Genomic DNA, 13,771 nt, shown 5'->3' with positions numbered 1-13,771 from the left:
CATGGCTCACGCTGCTACTACACTCGCCCCTGGTCACGATCACGACGACAGCACCAAGACCACGCTGGGCTTCTGGATCTACCTGATGAGCGACTGTCTCATCTTCGCGACGCTTTTCGCCACGTTCGGCGTGCTCGCGAATGCGACGGCAGGCGGTCCGGGCGCAAGGGAACTGTTCGAACTGCCGTATGTGCTGGGCGAAACGCTGCTGCTGCTGGCGAGCAGCGTCACCTTCGGCATGGCCATGCTGAATCTCTACGCGCAGCGCCGCGGCCAGGTGACCATGTGGCTCGCCATCACGTTCCTGTTCGGCGCGGGCTTCGTCGCGATGGAGGTGAACGAGTTCGCCAAGCTCATCGCCGATGGAGCGGGGCCGGGCACGAGTGCGTACCTTTCGGCGTACTTCACGCTGGTCGGCACGCACGGCCTGCACGTCACCGCGGGTTTGTTGTGGATCGCGATCCTGATGCACCAGACCTTCAAGTTCGGGCTGACGGGCACGGTCCGCCGCCGCCTCGCCTGCCTGAGCCTCTTTTGGCACTTTCTCGATCTCGTGTGGATCTGTGTGTTTACGTTCGTTTATCTGCGAGGTTTCCTGTGAGCCAGTCCCATGCCACTCATCACGCCGCGCACGACGCGTCGCACGGCAGCTTCAAGGGCTACATGGTCGGCACCGTGCTCTCGCTCGTGCTGACGCTCGCGTCGTTCGGCGTGGTGATGTTTCGCGTCGTTTCGCCGGGCTTCGGGCTTGCGGCCATCGTCGTGCTCTGCATCGCGCAGCTCGTCGTGCAACTCGTGTATTTCCTGCATATCGGCGCGTCGCGCAGCCAGCGCGCCAACACGGGCATCTTCGTCTGCACGGCATTTCTGATTGCGGTGATTGTCGGGCTCTCGCTGTGGGTCATGCACAACGCCAACGTCAACATGATGCCCACGCAGATCCCGATCGACCGCGCCATGGCGCACGATTGACGCGCTACGCTGCGTCCCTTGATACGCGCGCCGGACACCCCGGGCACAGTGCATGCGCCATGCGAAGCGTCGCGACACACCGTCGCTTTTACGTGGAGTGTGACCATGAACAAGGACCAGGTGAAGGGCACGGCCGAAAAGATGAAGGGTAAGGTCAACGAGGCCGTGGGCCGCGCAACCGGCAACCCGGCGCGCGAAATGAAGGGGGAGGTCCAGCAGGAAGCTGGCCAGGCTCGCAAGAACGTTGGCGACATGAAGGAGGCCGCAAAGGACATGGCGAAGGACGTGAAGCGCCATCACTGATAAACGACGGCTAACCCACAGCGCCGCCGTCTCGAAAGGGGCGGCGGCGTCATGCTGCGCGCGTGGCGCGCATGACGCTCAGGCGGCGGCCTCAGCACCGCGAAGGTCGCGTGGACCCGCAAAACAGGTATGCTGCAGGCATCCCGTGTGTCCCGCGCGGGGCACGAACGTGGAGTCCCCGATGTCTGCCAATCTTGCCGGTATGTCCTCCGGGCTGCGCGAAGTCTGGTTGATCCGTCATGGTGAAACGGAATGGAGCCTCTCGGGGCAACACACCGGACGCACCGACATTGCGCTCACCGGGCACGGCCGCGAGCAGGCGCGGTCGCTGGCGCCGTCGCTCGCCACCCAGCACTTCGACGCGGTGCTTTGCAGCCCGATGGCGCGGGCCATCGAGACCTGCCAGCTCGCGGGTCTCGGCGACGAGATGACGATCTCGGCCGACCTGCACGAGTGGGACTACGGCGTCTACGAAGGCCTCAAGACAGCGGATATCCGCAAGACCGAACCCGACTGGAGCGTGTGGCATTCGCCCATCGCGCATGGCGAGGATCTCGCGCGCGTTCAGGCGCGCGCCGCGTCGGTGATCGAGGGCCTGCTGGCCATGCGGGGCCGCGTGGCGCTCTTTTCGCACGCGCATTTCCTGCGCGCGCTGGGCGGTTGCTGGATTTCCGGCTCGGCGGCGCTAGGCGAGCATCTGTACCTCGACACGGCTTCGGTGAGCATTCTCGGTTTCGACCACGAAAGCCGCGCCATCCGCCGCTGGAACGCGCTCGGCGAGCGCAGGGCGTTGATGTGAAGAGGCCCGGCGCGCCGGCTCAGCGCAAGGAGCACGACAGCCAATGCGCGATACGCATGCCGTCCAGGCGCGAACCCTCGGGCGTCGCGCTCCCCAGCAGGGTGACGATCACGGGCCGCCGGCCGTGCACCATCACGCGCATCACCATATTGTGGCCGGACTCGTTGATGAAGCCGGTTTTCTGCACGCTCGCGCGTACTTGTCCGTAGCGCACCAGCCGATTGCTGTTCACATACTGCAACTGTCCCTGGCCCGTGGTCACGCGTTCCTGGTGATCGGTCGAATAGCGGCGAATGAGCGGGTAGCCATTGGCTGCGCGCACGAGGCTCGCCAGTTCGCGCGCGGTTGAAACGTTCTGTGGCGAGAGCCCCGTCGCGTTGACGAAATGCGTGTGCTTCATGCCGAGACGCTGCGCTTTCGCGTTCATTGCCGCGATGAACGCGGCCCGCCCGCCCGGATAGTCGCGGCTGAGCGCAGAAGCCGCACGATTTTCCGACGACATCAGCGCAACGTGCAACATGTTCGCGCGCGTGAGCGACGCCCCCACGCCAAGGCGCGAATGCGTGAATTTGAGCGTGTCGAGGTCGGCGGTCGTGACCGAGAGCCGCTGCTGCAGAGGCGCATGCGCGCTATCGAGCCAGACGATGGCCGTCATGAGCTTCGACACCGAAGCGATGGGTACCGCCGCGTCGGCATTGCGCGCGTAGAGCGGCGTGTGGGTGTTTTCGTCGATGACGTAGACCGCATGCGAAAAGAGCTGCTTGCGCGACGCCGGCGTGAATCCGCAGCGGGCGAGCAGGCGAGGGGCGTGCGCGTTCTTGGTGCTCGCATGCGCGGCGTGATGCGGCGCGGGCGGCGGGCCGTGTCTGGGCTTCGCGCGTTTGGTACGGCGCTTCGTGCCGGAGAGTCGGGTGGAGGGCGCGTCCGCGGGCACCGAACGATGCGCGGGCTTTGTTTTGTGCGCGACTCTCTTTTTCTTCCCGGGTGTGGCGTGGACGGTCTTTTCTGCCGCCGTTTGATGAGGGGCTGCGTGGGCGCAGGCCGGAGCCGGACCAGCCGCGAGACCCGCGACGATCAGGGCGAACAGGCTGGGCAGCAATCGAAGTCGGAAAGCGAAGGGCATCGACAGATGGGCTTGTACGTTGGGTCTGCGCGGCGCGCGTCGGAGTTTGGGCGGCATGGTTCGATGCCGCAACGGCCGAGGAAGTTCCATTCCGACTTCATAATCCCCGTTCAATGGGACCATCGTCGTATTGAACGGGCGGCGAGTGGGCCCGTATACTCCGTGATGCCACGAGGGAACAGAGATGCTCAATCAACTCTCCGACACCTTCCTGCTCGTCTTCGCCGGTCTCTTTCCGGTACTCAATCCGCCCGCGGCCGGGTTCATCGTGCTGAGCATGCTGCCGCATGCGACAACCAGCGAACGCGCATTTCTCGCGCGGATCATCGCCATCAACAGCCTCTTCATTCTGCTCGGGGCGCTGCTCATGGGCGCCTATGTGCTCTCGTTCTTTGGCATATCGATACCCGTATTGCGGGTTGCGGGCGGGCTGGTCATCGCGTTCGCCGGCTGGAACCTGCTTCACAAATCGCCCGATGGCGGGGAGGCGGCACAATCGCAGGCGCCGCCGGATTCGGCGCGCCAGGCGACGCTGCGCTCCATGGCGTTTTATCCGCTCACGCTGCCGGTCACCGTTGGACCGGGGTCGATTGCGGTCGCGATTGCGCTTGGCACGGGCCGGCCGCGCGGTCACGTGCAACTCGTCAATGTCGTCGGCGTATTGCTCGCCTTGATCGTTCTTTGCGGCTGCATCTATCTGTGCGTGCGTTTCGCAGGGCATGTCGGCCGGCTGCTCGGACCGGTCGGTACGGAAGTGCTCATGCGCCTGCTCGCCTTCGTGCTGCTGTGCATCGGCCTGCAGATATTGTGGCTCGGCGTCGAAGATCTGCTGGAGTCGGTGCCGTTTTCGGTGACCGGCAAATAACGCAGGGCGTTGACGCACGCGATGGCGCGCCGACTTCGCCTGCCATGTTGCGCCGCATGAAAGGGAAAACCACGAGCCCATCACATCAGACGTCTGATGTAGATTGGAGCCCAACGCAGCCAACCTACGCGATCTTGCGGAAAACATGCGCCTGAGCGTCGATCAGTCGATGTGCGAGCGAATCCAGGATTCGCTGCTGGAAATGATCCGCGAGCGCTCGCTCAAGCCGGGCGATCAAATCCCTCCCGAACCCGAGCTTTGCGAGCTGCTGGGTGTGGGCCGCTCCAGCCTGCGTGAGGCGGTCGCGCAGATGATTTCCCACGGTCTTCTCACGCGCGTGCACGGCAAGGGGACCTTCGTCAGACAAATCACGCTCAAGCTGCAAGGCGGCCTGGATGATCTGATGTCTGTGACGGACATGATACGAAGTGTCGGTGCGGTGCCTTCCACCAGCCGTCTGCAGGTGAGGACGGTCGCTGCCTCCGGCAGCCTCGCGCAAAAGCTCGGCCTCGCCGAAGGCGATCCCTGCGTGCGGTTCGAACGCGTGCGGCGTGCCGACGATGCGATCGCCGCTTACTGCATCGACATCGTGCCAAAGGCGTTGCTCGAAGGGCACGAGTTGGGCGAGTCGCTGTTCGGCACGCTGGAGCGCGCGGGCGTTCGGCTATCCCACACCCATAGCTCGATTCAGCCGACCGTTCTCACCGCGCGCGATTTGCCGGAGTTGCAGGAGAGCATCGGCATGTTTCTGCTGATCGACGAAGTCGATTTCGACGAGACCGGCCGCGCGGTCTGCTACAGCAACGACTATTACAACGCCAGTATTTTCAGGTTCGATCTCGTGCGCAAGCGACGTTAGGCGGGCCGCCGGCCCATTTCCGGACAGGAAGAACGTATGCACTTCGAAGCTTTCAGCTCTGCCGAACTGACCGACTATCTGCTGGGTATTCCGGCCGTTTGCGCAAGGCTTGGCGGCGACCGCGAATTGCAGGTCGTCGAAGTGGGCGATGGCAACCTGAACTACGTGTACTTCGTGAGCAGCACGCGCGACCCGCGCTTGGGCGTCGTGGTGAAGCAGGCACCGCCGTACCTGCGGCTGGTTGGCGAAGCGTGGCCGCTGCCGCGCGAGCGCATGGAGCGCGAAGTGGCGGCGTTGCGCCGCTTCGGCGCGCTGTGTCCGGAGCACGTGCCGAGCGTTTTCCACGCGGATAGCGAGAAGTTCCTGATGGTGATGCAGCGGCTCGATTCGCATCGCGTGCTGCGCGGCGGGTTGATGGATGGCATTGTGTATCCGCGGCTCGCCGATCACATTTCCACGTTTCTCGCCCGCACGCTCTTTCATGGCTCGGATCTCTGCCTCGCACCGGATGCGAAGAAAGCGGCTGTCGGAGGCGACATCAACACGGAATTGTGCAGGATTACAGAGGAACTGGTCTTCACATTTCCGTTCGAAGATCATCCTTCGAATGTCTACAGCCCCATGCTCCCCGCGGCTGCGATCGAACGGCTGCGCACGCACGAGCCGCTGAGGCTCGCGGCAGGCGAGATGAAGTGGGCCTTCATGAACCATGCGGAAACGCTCGTGCACGGCGACCTGCATACGGGCTCGATCATGGCGAACGAGCATGAGACGTACGTGATCGACCCCGAGTTCGCGTTCTATGGGCCGATGGGCTTCGACACGGGCGCGTTCATTGCGAACCTGCTGCTCGCCTGTTACGCGCGCGACTGGCACGACCGCGAGGCGGGACGCGACCCGGCAGGCTACCAGGGCTGGCTGCTCGAACAGGTGGAGGCCGTGTGGAACGCCTTCGCGCAGAAGTTCGGGCAGATCTGGCGGCAGCACGAGCGCGAGACCGGTCACGCCTATATTGGCGGCCCGGCAGGCACGCGTGCGGCGGAGGCCTTCCGCGACGCTTTCGTCAGACGGCTCTTCGCCGACACGCTCGGCTTTGCGGGCTGCAAGATGATCCGCCGCATCGTCGGCATGGCGAAAGTGGCGGAGATTACGGGCATCAAGGACGGCGCGGTGCGCGCGCGGGTGGAAGTGCGCTGCCTGAAGCTCGCCGAAGCGCTGCTGGTGAGGCGCCGCGAGCTGGCGTCGATCGAGGCGGTCACGGCGCTAGCCGCGCAGGTGCTCACAGAACCCGCGTAAGCGAATCAAGGACGGCGCGGTGCGCGCGCGGGTGGAAGTGCGCTGCCTGAAGCTCGCCGAAGCGCTGCTGGTGAGGCGCCGCGAGCTGGCGTCGATCGAGGCGGTCACGGCGCTAGCCGCGCAGGTGCTCACAGAACCCGCGTAAGCGAATACAGGCTGCCGCATGGGCGGCAGCGACCGGACAACCGGCATCGACGGAGAACGTATGACGTTGCATGCGCAACAATCGAATCTTCCGCCCACCATCGAGTGGCGCGACGGCACCCTTTATCTGCTCGACCAGACGCGTTTGCCGCGCGAATGCGTGGTCGAAGCCGTGGACAGTGTCGAGGCGGTCTGGCGCGCGATACACGAACTGCGCGTGCGCGGCGCCCCCGCCATTGGCGTGGCGGCCGCCTACGGCCTGTGTGTGGCGATGCGGGATGAGCCACGAGATTCGCGCGATGCGTTTCTCGCGCGTCTCGAAGCGCACGCCGCCTACCTGGACGGCGCACGGCCCACGGCAGTCAACTTGCGCTGGGCGCTCGAGCGCATGCTCTCACAGGCACGCGCCGAGTCCGGCGCGACGGGCGCCGCGCTTTACGAAGCGCTGGTTGCCGAGGCGAAGCGCATTCATCAAGAGGATATCGAACTGTGCGCCCGCATCGGCGAAGCCGGGCGCACGCTGATCGCGCCCGGCAGCGGCGTGCTCACGCACTGCAATGCCGGTGCGCTGGCCACAGCGGGCATCGGCACGGCGACCGCGCCGCTCTATTGCGCGCACCGCGACGGCGTGGCCTTTCGCGTCTATGCAGACGAGACGCGGCCGCTCCTGCAAGGCGCGCGGCTCACCGCTTACGAACTGCAGCAGGCGGGGCTCGACGTCACACTCATCACCGACAGCATGGCGCCGACCCTGATGGCCCAGGGGCTCATCGATCTCGTGATCGTCGGCACGGATCGCGTGGCCGCGAACGGCGACGTCGCGAACAAGATCGGCACGCTCGGCGTGGCGATCGCGGCGAAGCATTTCGGCATTCCCTTTTATGTGGCGTGTCCTTCGTCTACGCTGGATCTGCGCACCGCGAGCGGCGCGGACATCGTAATCGAGGAGCGCGGCGCGGCGGAGGTGACGCATCTCGCGGGACAGCGCACCGCGCCCGAGGGCATTCAGGTGCGCAACCCCGCGTTCGATGTCACACCGCATACGCTCGTTACCGGCATCGTGACGGAGCGGGGCATCGTGCGTGCGCCGTTCGAGGCGAGTCTTGCCGCGCTTTTCGCGACCGGAGCGGCAGCGTGAGCGGCGCGAGCGAAGGCCGCCGTGCGGGCGAGGCGGCGCAACGTGCGCGCGATGCACGTTCGGAAACCGAAATGCGCCAGCAGATCGTCGATATCGCGTGCGAAATGGAGCGCCTCGGCATCAATCAGGGCACGTCGGGCAACGTCAGCGCACGCTGGCATGATGGACTCCTGATTACCCCGAGCGGCGTGCCGAGCGCCGCGCTCGCGCGCGAGCGCATCGTCTGGATGCCGCTCGACGTGCGCGACGACGATCCGCTCTTCGAAGCGCAGCGCCCCTCGTCGGAGTGGCGTTTTCATCGGGACATCCTGCGTGCGCGCGCCGATGTGAACGCCGTGGTCCATACGCATTCGCAAGCTGCGACGGCGCTCGCGATTCACGGTCGCGGCATACCCGCGCATCACTACATGGTGGCCGCGGCGGGTGGCAATTCGATTCGCTGCGCGCCGTATGCGACTTTCGGCAGCCAGGCGCTCTCCGATCACGCGCTCGAAGCCCTGCGCGAACGGCTCGCGTGCCTGCTCGCGCACCACGGCGTCATCGCGCTCGGGCGCGATCTCGCGCGGGCGTTGTGGCTGGCGAACGAAGTGGAGGTGCTCGCGAAGCAGTATTTGCTGGCCTGCCAGCTCGGCGAGCCGCCGCTGCTTTCCGACGCGCAAATGGAGGAAGTCATCGAGAAGTTCAAGGGCTACGGCCCTCGCAAGTAATACGCGCCCGCTCGCGCGTCCGGGCAGTCGTTGCAATGCGATACACACGCGGTACAGACAATTACGCAGTCGGTTGGCGGTTCGCAGGTCAGTCTAAAACCAGCAGATCAAAGACAGGAGACGGTGATGGCGTGGAGTTCAGCAGGGTTCGACAGATGGGTGGCGCGCAGTGCGCGCATGGGAGCCACGGCCGGCGTGACGATGTTCGCCGCCGCGGCAATGCTGGCAGGCTGCTCGAAGAGCGAGTCGCCTTCGGCCACGGCGGCTGCGTCCGACGCCGCCGCGGCGAGCGCGCCGGCGCAGGCCGCGGCAGCGGCGCCGGCAGTCACGAAGATCAAGGTTGGCTTCTCGATCGCCACGCTCAATAACGCGTTCTTCGTCGGCCTGAAGAACGGCGTGGAGCGTGGTGCGCAGAAGCAGGGCTTCGATCTCGTGCAAACGAACGCGAACGGCGACGCGCAGCAGCAGGTCAACGACACGCTCAATCTGCTGAGCCAGGGCGTGCAGGCGATCGTGCTCAATCCGATCGACTCGAAGGCGATCATCCCGGCAGTCGAGAAGGCCAATTCGATGAAGGTGCCGGTCTTCATGCTCGACCGGGGCTCGGACGGCGGCAAGGTGACCTCGTTCGTCGCTTCGGATAACGTAGCGCTTGGCGCCACCGGCGCGAAGTGGATCGCCGACCAGCTGAGCAAGCGTTATGGCTCGCCCAAGGGCAACGTGGTCGATCTGATCGGCCTCATCGGCACCACGGCGGCGACCGATCGCGAGAAGGGCTTCTCGGAAGAGATCGCGAAGTATCCCGATATCAAGGTCGTCGCGCGCCAGGAAGGCGGCTTCGATCAGGAGAAGTCGCTTAACGCGATGACGAGCATCCTGCAGAAATATCCGCAGATCGACGCGGTATTCGGCGCGAACGACGACAACACGGTGGGCGCGGAAAAAGCCATCGACAATGCGGGCCGCTACAAGCCGCTCGGGGACCCCGGCCACATCATGGTGATCGGCGCGGACGGCACGGCGCAGGCGCTATCGGCGATCCGCGCGGGCAAGCAGGACGCGACGATCTCGCAGAACCCGATCGGCATGTCCGCCAAGGCGATGACGTTCATCACCGACTACGAGGCGAAGAAGGACGTACCCGCGAACTACGCGTGGCCGACCTATCTGATCGACAAGTCGAACATCGATTCGGATGGCGTGAAGCAATATGGTCTGTGGGCCCTCGAAGTCAAGCAGTAACGGGCGGTGTTGAGCGCCGGCCGCACGCGACGCGTGCGCCGGCGCCCGGGATGAACGGATGAAACGCGAGTCAGGTTCGGCCATGGACGTATCCCAGCAGGAGTACACCAGCACGGGCAACCGCAGCGACGCGCCGCCGCTGTTGCGCATGAACGGCATCGTCAAGCGCTTTCCCGGCGTGAAGGCACTGCGAGGCGTGAGCCTCGAACTGCATGCGGGGCACGTGATGGCGATCGTCGGCGAGAATGGCGCCGGTAAGTCGTCGCTCATCAAGACGCTCTCCGGGGCTTACGAGCCGGATGAGGGCACGATCGAGATCGGCGGCGTACGCCTCGCGCGCGGCACCCAGGCCGCGATCGAGGCAGGCGTGGCCGTGATCTATCAGGAGCTTTCGCTCGTCAACGACATGACGGTGGCCGAAAACCTGTTTCTCGGCCGTATGCCGCGGCGCTATGGCCTCGTCGATCATCGCCGCGCGAACGCCATGGCGCGCGAGGCGCTGGCCCAGGTCGGGCTGGAAGGCGTGACGCCCGCCATGCGCCTGGGCGATCTGCCGCTCAACAAGCGCCAGCTCGTGGAGGTCGCCAAGGCGCTCGCGCGCGACGCCCGCATTCTCGTGATGGACGAGCCCACGGCTGCGCTCCAGCATCACGACATCGAGCATCTCTACGCCGTGGTGCGGCGGCTGCGTGCGGCGGGCATGGGCATCATCTTCATTTCGCACCATCTCGAGGAGGTATTCGAACTGGCCGATTCGGCGGTGGTGATGCGCGACGGCGCAACGGTCGGCGCGCGGCCCATGTCCGAATGGAACGAACCGGCGCTCGTGCAGGCGATGGTCGCGCGCAATCTCGACTCGTTCTATCCGTGGGAGGCTCGGCCCTATGGCGACGTCGTGCTGGAAGCGCACAACGTGGCGAGCGCGCCCGTGCTGCGCGACGGCAGCTTCAGCATTCGCGCCGGCGAAATCGTGGGCATCGGCGGCATTGCAGGCGCGGGACGCACCGAGCTTCTGAAAACATTATGCGGCGCGCTGCCGCTCACCGGCGGCGAACTGCGGCTGCGCGGGCGCAGGCTCGCGCTGCGCTCGCCCGCGCAGGGCATGCGCGCGGGCATTGTTTACACCGCGGAGGACCGCAAGCTCGAGGGGCTCGTGCTCGAAGCGAGCATCGAAGAAAACGTCGCGCTATCGAGCTTGCGGGCGCTCGTGCGCGGGGGCTTCGTGAGCGCGGCGAGAAAGCGCCGGCTCGCGCGCGAGGCGGTCGAGCGCTTCGCGGTGCGCGCGCCCTCGGTCACGTCGCTCACCGGCAATCTCTCGGGCGGCAATCAGCAGAAAGTGATTCTCGGGCGCGCGAGCGCCACGGCGCCGGCAGTCATCCTGCTCGACGAGCCCACGCGCGGCATCGACGTCGGCGCAAAAACCGAGATCTATGCGCATATCGTCGCGATGGCGCGCGCCGGCGCGGCCGTCGTGCTCGTGAGCTCCGAGCTGCCGGAACTGCTCGGCATGTCGGACCGCGTGCTCGTGATGTATCGCGGCAGCATCGTCGGCGAAGTCGCGCGCGAGCACGCCAGCTCGGAGACGATCATTCAATGGGCTACCACCGGAGTTGCAGCATGACGTCCACCACGGTTCGACCGCGTGAAGAAACACCAAGCCTGCAGCAACGCGTGCTGCGCCAGCTGCGCAGCGGCCTCGGGCCGCTCATCGCGGCGCTCGTGCTCATCTGCGTCGCGCTCTCGCTGGCGTCGCCCGAATTCCTCACGACGAGCACGCTCACCAACATCATGGTGCAGGTGTCCGTGGTCGGCATCGCGGCAGTGGGCGGCACGTTCGTGATCATCACGTCGGGCATCGACCTTTCGGTGGGCTCGCTCGTCGCGCTGAGCGGCATGGTGGCCGCGACCGTCATGGCCGGCGCGAGCCCGGACGCGGTCGGGCTCGGGGTGGCAGGGCTCGTCATCGCGCTCGTCACCGGCGCGGCGGTGGGCGCGCTCAACGGCTTTGGAATTGCGTGGCTGCGGCTCGTGCCGTTCATCGTCACGCTCGCGATGATGGCAATGGGGCGCGGCCTCACGCTCGCGATTTCGGACGGGCGCACGAAATTCGACTTTCCCACCGTGTTTACCGCGTTCGGCGCGAAGACGTTCGCGGGCCTGCCCGCGCCGATGCTCGTGATGCTGGCCGTATTCGTCGTTGGCCATGTATTGCTGCGCAAGACCGAGTTCGGCCACCAGGTGTTCGCCGTGGGCGGCAACAAGGAAGCGGCGCGGCTCGCGGGCATTCCGGTGAGCCGCGTGATCTTCCTCACCTACATGTTCGCGGGCGTGACCGCTGCCATTGCAGGCATCGTCCTCGCGGGGCGGCTCAATTCGGCCTTGCCATCCGCGGCCAACGGGCTGGAGCTGCAGGTGATCGCAGGCGTCGTGATCGGCGGCACCTCGCTTGCGGGCGGGCGCGGCTCGATCGTCGGCACATTCATTGGCGTCGTGCTCATCGGCGTGATCAATGTCGGGCTGTCGCTGCTTGGCGTCAATCCGTTCTGGACACAGTTCATCCAGGGCGGCGTGATTCTCGCGGCCGTTTTGCTCGACGCGCTGAGCCAACGGCGCAAGCTTTGAGCTCAGAAGTCAACGTGAGCGGTGGTGCGAAGGCCACCCATTACTGGAGACGCGACACGTGAAAAAAATCATTAATCATCCTGATCATTTTGTCGACGAGATGATCGACGCATTGTTGCTCGCCCATCCGGGCTGGCTCAAGCCGGTCACTGCGGACCGCCGCGCGCTCGTGCGTGCCGACGCGCCGAACAAGGGCAAGGTCGGCATCGTGACGGGCGGCGGCTCGGGGCACCTGCCGGGCTTTCTCGGCTACGTGGGCAAGGGGCTCGCGAGCGGCGTGGCGGTGGGCAACGTGTTTTCGTCGCCGTCGTCGGAGCAGATCTACGAGGCCACCAGGGCGGTGCACGGCGGCGCGGGCGTGCTCTACCTGTACGGGAACTACGGCGGCGACGTCTTCAACTTCGATCTCGCCGCGGACCTGGCCGACGCGGACGGCATCGAGACCCGCACCGTGCTCGTCGCCGACGATGTCGCTTCCGCGCCGCCCGAACGGGCCTCGGATCGCCGCGGCGTAGCGGGCATGGTGTTCGGTTTCAAGTGCGCGGGCGCCGCGGCCGAACGCGGCGACACGCTCGACGAAGTCGCGCGCATCGCCGCGAAAGCAAACGGCGCGACGCGCACGATGGGCGTGGGCCTTTCGCCGACGATCCTGCCGGCCGCAGGCAAGCCCACCTTCACGCTGCCCGATGGCGAGATGGAGATCGGCATCGGCATTCATGGCGAGCCGGGCACGCACCGCGGCAAACTGGAGAGCGCGGATGCCATAGCCGAACGGCTTGCGGGTGCGATCCTGGGCGACTTGCGGGCGAAGGCGGGTTCGGGCGTGGCGCTGCTCGTCAACGGGCTTGGCGCGACGCCGCTCGAAGAGCTGTATCTGCTGTACCGGCGCGCCGCGCAGGCCGTTGCCGCCGCAGGGCTGCGCGTGGCGCGCGCCTATGTGGGCGAGTACGTGACGAGCCTCGAAATGGCGGGCGCCTCGATCTCCGTGGTGCAACTCGACGAGGAACTCGACACACTGCTCGACGCGCCGGTGCGCTCGCCGTTCTGGCGCGAAGGATGGCGCGTGGACGAGGGAGGTGCGCGATGAGTCTTACGGCAAACGAAATAAGGACGCGTCTCATTGGCGCCCTGAATGCCATGCCTGCCAGCGCGGAAGAACTGCGCGAACTCGACGCTGCGCTCGGTGACGGCGACCTGGGTGTGACCGTGAAGGCGGGCTCGCTCGCAGCGGCCGATGCCATCGCGAAGCTGCCTCCCGACGCAGCGCTTGGCGACGTGCTGATCGCTTTGGGCAAGGCGTTTTCGACGGCGAACCCTTCGACGTTCGGTGCGCTCATGGGCGGCGGCCTGCTCGCCGCTGCGAAGACGGTGGCGGGCGCTCACGCTGCGGGCCGGGCCGAGGCGCTCGCCATGGGGCGCGCGGCGGCCGCGCGCATTGCCGAGCGGGGCAAATCGCAGCTCGGCGACAAGACGGTGCTCGATGCCCTTGTGCCGAGTCTCGATACGCTCGAAGAATCGGACAGTGGCGACGCGCGTGCGCTCCTCGACGCGATGATCGGCACTGCAGAGCGACAGGTGCGGGCCACCGCCGCGTTGCAGTCGAGGAAAGGGCGTGCGGCGTGGGTGCAGGAACGCAGCATCGGTCACGCCGATCCTGGCGCGACGGCCTGGCTCCGGTTTCTTCAAGCCTGGCGAGGCTAG

Annotated in this window: 16 protein-coding genes; 15 read left to right on the top strand and 1 reads right to left on the bottom strand. The window is 66.0% G+C overall.

The annotated features are described in order from the left end of the window. Window position 1 precedes the first annotated feature (1 nt). From cyoC to C7411_RS14505, 4 genes are all read left to right on the top strand, one after another. Complete coding sequence (gene cyoC / locus C7411_RS14520; RefSeq protein ID WP_110384972.1) at window positions 2-601, top strand: cytochrome o ubiquinol oxidase subunit III; 600 nt, start codon at window positions 2-4, stop codon at window positions 599-601. After that, on the top strand, window positions 598-972 hold the full coding sequence (gene cyoD / locus C7411_RS14515) for a cytochrome o ubiquinol oxidase subunit IV (RefSeq protein WP_110384971.1): 375 nt from the start codon (window positions 598-600) through the stop codon (window positions 970-972). Before cyoC ends, cyoD begins: the two co-directional genes overlap by 4 nt. A gap of 105 nt (window positions 973-1,077) precedes the next feature. Beyond that, window positions 1,078-1,275, top strand: a complete 198-nt coding sequence (locus C7411_RS14510) for a CsbD family protein (RefSeq protein ID WP_110384970.1) — start codon at window positions 1,078-1,080, stop codon at window positions 1,273-1,275. 181 nt (window positions 1,276-1,456) lie between these two features. Further along, the gene (locus C7411_RS14505) at window positions 1,457-2,074 is read left to right on the top strand and encodes a histidine phosphatase family protein (RefSeq protein ID WP_243413160.1); all 618 of its coding nucleotides are present in this window, start codon (window positions 1,457-1,459) and stop codon (window positions 2,072-2,074) included. A 19-nt stretch (window positions 2,075-2,093) separates the two neighbouring features. Here the strand turns inward: C7411_RS14505 and C7411_RS14500 are convergent, their stop codons facing one another. Beyond that, on the bottom strand, window positions 2,094-3,197 hold the full coding sequence (locus C7411_RS14500) for a serine hydrolase (RefSeq protein ID WP_243413159.1): 1,104 nt from the start codon (window positions 3,195-3,197) through the stop codon (window positions 2,094-2,096). Window positions 3,198-3,381: 184 nt separating this feature from the next. On the opposite strand from C7411_RS14500, the gene C7411_RS14495 reads away from it, so the two are divergent. From C7411_RS14495 to C7411_RS14450, 11 genes are all read left to right on the top strand, one after another. Continuing rightward, window positions 3,382-4,062, top strand: a complete 681-nt coding sequence (locus C7411_RS14495; RefSeq protein WP_110384967.1) for a MarC family protein — start codon at window positions 3,382-3,384, stop codon at window positions 4,060-4,062. 145 nt (window positions 4,063-4,207) lie between these two features. Further along, a complete protein-coding gene (locus C7411_RS14490) occupies window positions 4,208-4,921 on the top strand; it encodes a GntR family transcriptional regulator (protein ID WP_110385065.1) in 714 nt (237 codons plus the stop codon). Between the two features lie 36 nt (window positions 4,922-4,957). Beyond that, entirely contained in the window at window positions 4,958-6,217 is a 1,260-nt protein-coding gene (gene mtnK / locus C7411_RS14485) for an S-methyl-5-thioribose kinase (protein ID WP_110384966.1), read from the top strand. A gap of 19 nt (window positions 6,218-6,236) precedes the next feature. Next, window positions 6,237-6,362, top strand: a complete 126-nt coding sequence (locus C7411_RS38625) for a hypothetical protein (protein WP_258365424.1) — start codon at window positions 6,237-6,239, stop codon at window positions 6,360-6,362. A gap of 60 nt (window positions 6,363-6,422) precedes the next feature. Then, the gene (gene mtnA, locus C7411_RS14480; RefSeq protein ID WP_110384965.1) at window positions 6,423-7,499 is read left to right on the top strand and encodes an S-methyl-5-thioribose-1-phosphate isomerase; all 1,077 of its coding nucleotides are present in this window, start codon (window positions 6,423-6,425) and stop codon (window positions 7,497-7,499) included. A 71-nt stretch (window positions 7,500-7,570) separates the two neighbouring features. Beyond that, window positions 7,571-8,206, top strand: coding sequence for a class II aldolase/adducin family protein (locus tag C7411_RS14475; protein WP_110385064.1), 636 nt, complete (start codon window positions 7,571-7,573; stop codon window positions 8,204-8,206). Between the two features lie 126 nt (window positions 8,207-8,332). After that, window positions 8,333-9,448, top strand: coding sequence for a sugar ABC transporter substrate-binding protein (locus tag C7411_RS14470; RefSeq protein ID WP_110384964.1), 1,116 nt, complete (start codon window positions 8,333-8,335; stop codon window positions 9,446-9,448). An 82-nt stretch (window positions 9,449-9,530) separates the two neighbouring features. Next, window positions 9,531-11,069 carry a sugar ABC transporter ATP-binding protein gene (locus C7411_RS14465; protein ID WP_110384963.1) on the top strand — a complete coding sequence of 513 codons (1,539 nt, stop codon included), beginning with the start codon at window positions 9,531-9,533 and terminating at the stop codon, window positions 11,067-11,069. Next, window positions 11,066-12,070, top strand: a complete 1,005-nt coding sequence (locus C7411_RS14460; RefSeq protein WP_110384962.1) for an ABC transporter permease — start codon at window positions 11,066-11,068, stop codon at window positions 12,068-12,070. The genes C7411_RS14465 and C7411_RS14460 overlap by 4 nt, the downstream gene beginning before the upstream one ends. 58 nt (window positions 12,071-12,128) lie before the next feature. Continuing rightward, entirely contained in the window at window positions 12,129-13,157 is a 1,029-nt protein-coding gene (locus tag C7411_RS14455) for a dihydroxyacetone kinase subunit DhaK (protein WP_110384961.1), read from the top strand. Further along, window positions 13,154-13,771, top strand: coding sequence for a DAK2 domain-containing protein (locus tag C7411_RS14450; RefSeq protein ID WP_110384960.1), 618 nt, complete (start codon window positions 13,154-13,156; stop codon window positions 13,769-13,771). Before C7411_RS14455 ends, C7411_RS14450 begins: the two co-directional genes overlap by 4 nt.

This window comes from Paraburkholderia silvatlantica, assembly GCF_003096715.1.
Classification (GTDB): domain Bacteria; phylum Pseudomonadota; class Gammaproteobacteria; order Burkholderiales; family Burkholderiaceae; genus Paraburkholderia; species Paraburkholderia silvatlantica.
This window is presented reverse-complemented; position numbering and strand designations above follow the sequence as displayed.

What these genes read in the sequence shown, in the direction of transcription:
- C7411_RS14495 (WP_110384967.1), top strand. Translation starts at nt 3,382, where the DNA reads ATGCTCAATCAACTCTCCGACACCTTCCTGCTCGTCTTCGCCGGTCTC.
- C7411_RS14510 (WP_110384970.1), top strand. Translation starts at nt 1,078, where the DNA reads ATGAACAAGGACCAGGTGAAGGGCACGGCCGAAAAGATGAAGGGTAAG.
- C7411_RS14475 (WP_110385064.1), top strand. Translation starts at nt 7,571, where the DNA reads ATGCGCCAGCAGATCGTCGATATCGCGTGCGAAATGGAGCGCCTCGGC.
- C7411_RS14460 (WP_110384962.1), top strand. Translation starts at nt 11,066, where the DNA reads ATGACGTCCACCACGGTTCGACCGCGTGAAGAAACACCAAGCCTGCAG.
- C7411_RS14450 (WP_110384960.1), top strand. Translation starts at nt 13,154, where the DNA reads ATGAGTCTTACGGCAAACGAAATAAGGACGCGTCTCATTGGCGCCCTG.
- mtnA (WP_110384965.1), top strand. Translation starts at nt 6,423, where the DNA reads ATGACGTTGCATGCGCAACAATCGAATCTTCCGCCCACCATCGAGTGG.
- cyoC (WP_110384972.1), top strand. Translation starts at nt 2, where the DNA reads ATGGCTCACGCTGCTACTACACTCGCCCCTGGTCACGATCACGACGAC.
- C7411_RS14500 (WP_243413159.1), bottom strand. Translation starts at nt 3,197, where the DNA reads ATGCCCTTCGCTTTCCGACTTCGATTGCTGCCCAGCCTGTTCGCCCTG.
- C7411_RS14470 (WP_110384964.1), top strand. Translation starts at nt 8,333, where the DNA reads ATGGCGTGGAGTTCAGCAGGGTTCGACAGATGGGTGGCGCGCAGTGCG.
- C7411_RS14490 (WP_110385065.1), top strand. Translation starts at nt 4,208, where the DNA reads ATGCGCCTGAGCGTCGATCAGTCGATGTGCGAGCGAATCCAGGATTCG.
- C7411_RS14465 (WP_110384963.1), top strand. Translation starts at nt 9,531, where the DNA reads ATGGACGTATCCCAGCAGGAGTACACCAGCACGGGCAACCGCAGCGAC.
- mtnK (WP_110384966.1), top strand. Translation starts at nt 4,958, where the DNA reads ATGCACTTCGAAGCTTTCAGCTCTGCCGAACTGACCGACTATCTGCTG.
- C7411_RS14505 (WP_243413160.1), top strand. Translation starts at nt 1,457, where the DNA reads ATGTCTGCCAATCTTGCCGGTATGTCCTCCGGGCTGCGCGAAGTCTGG.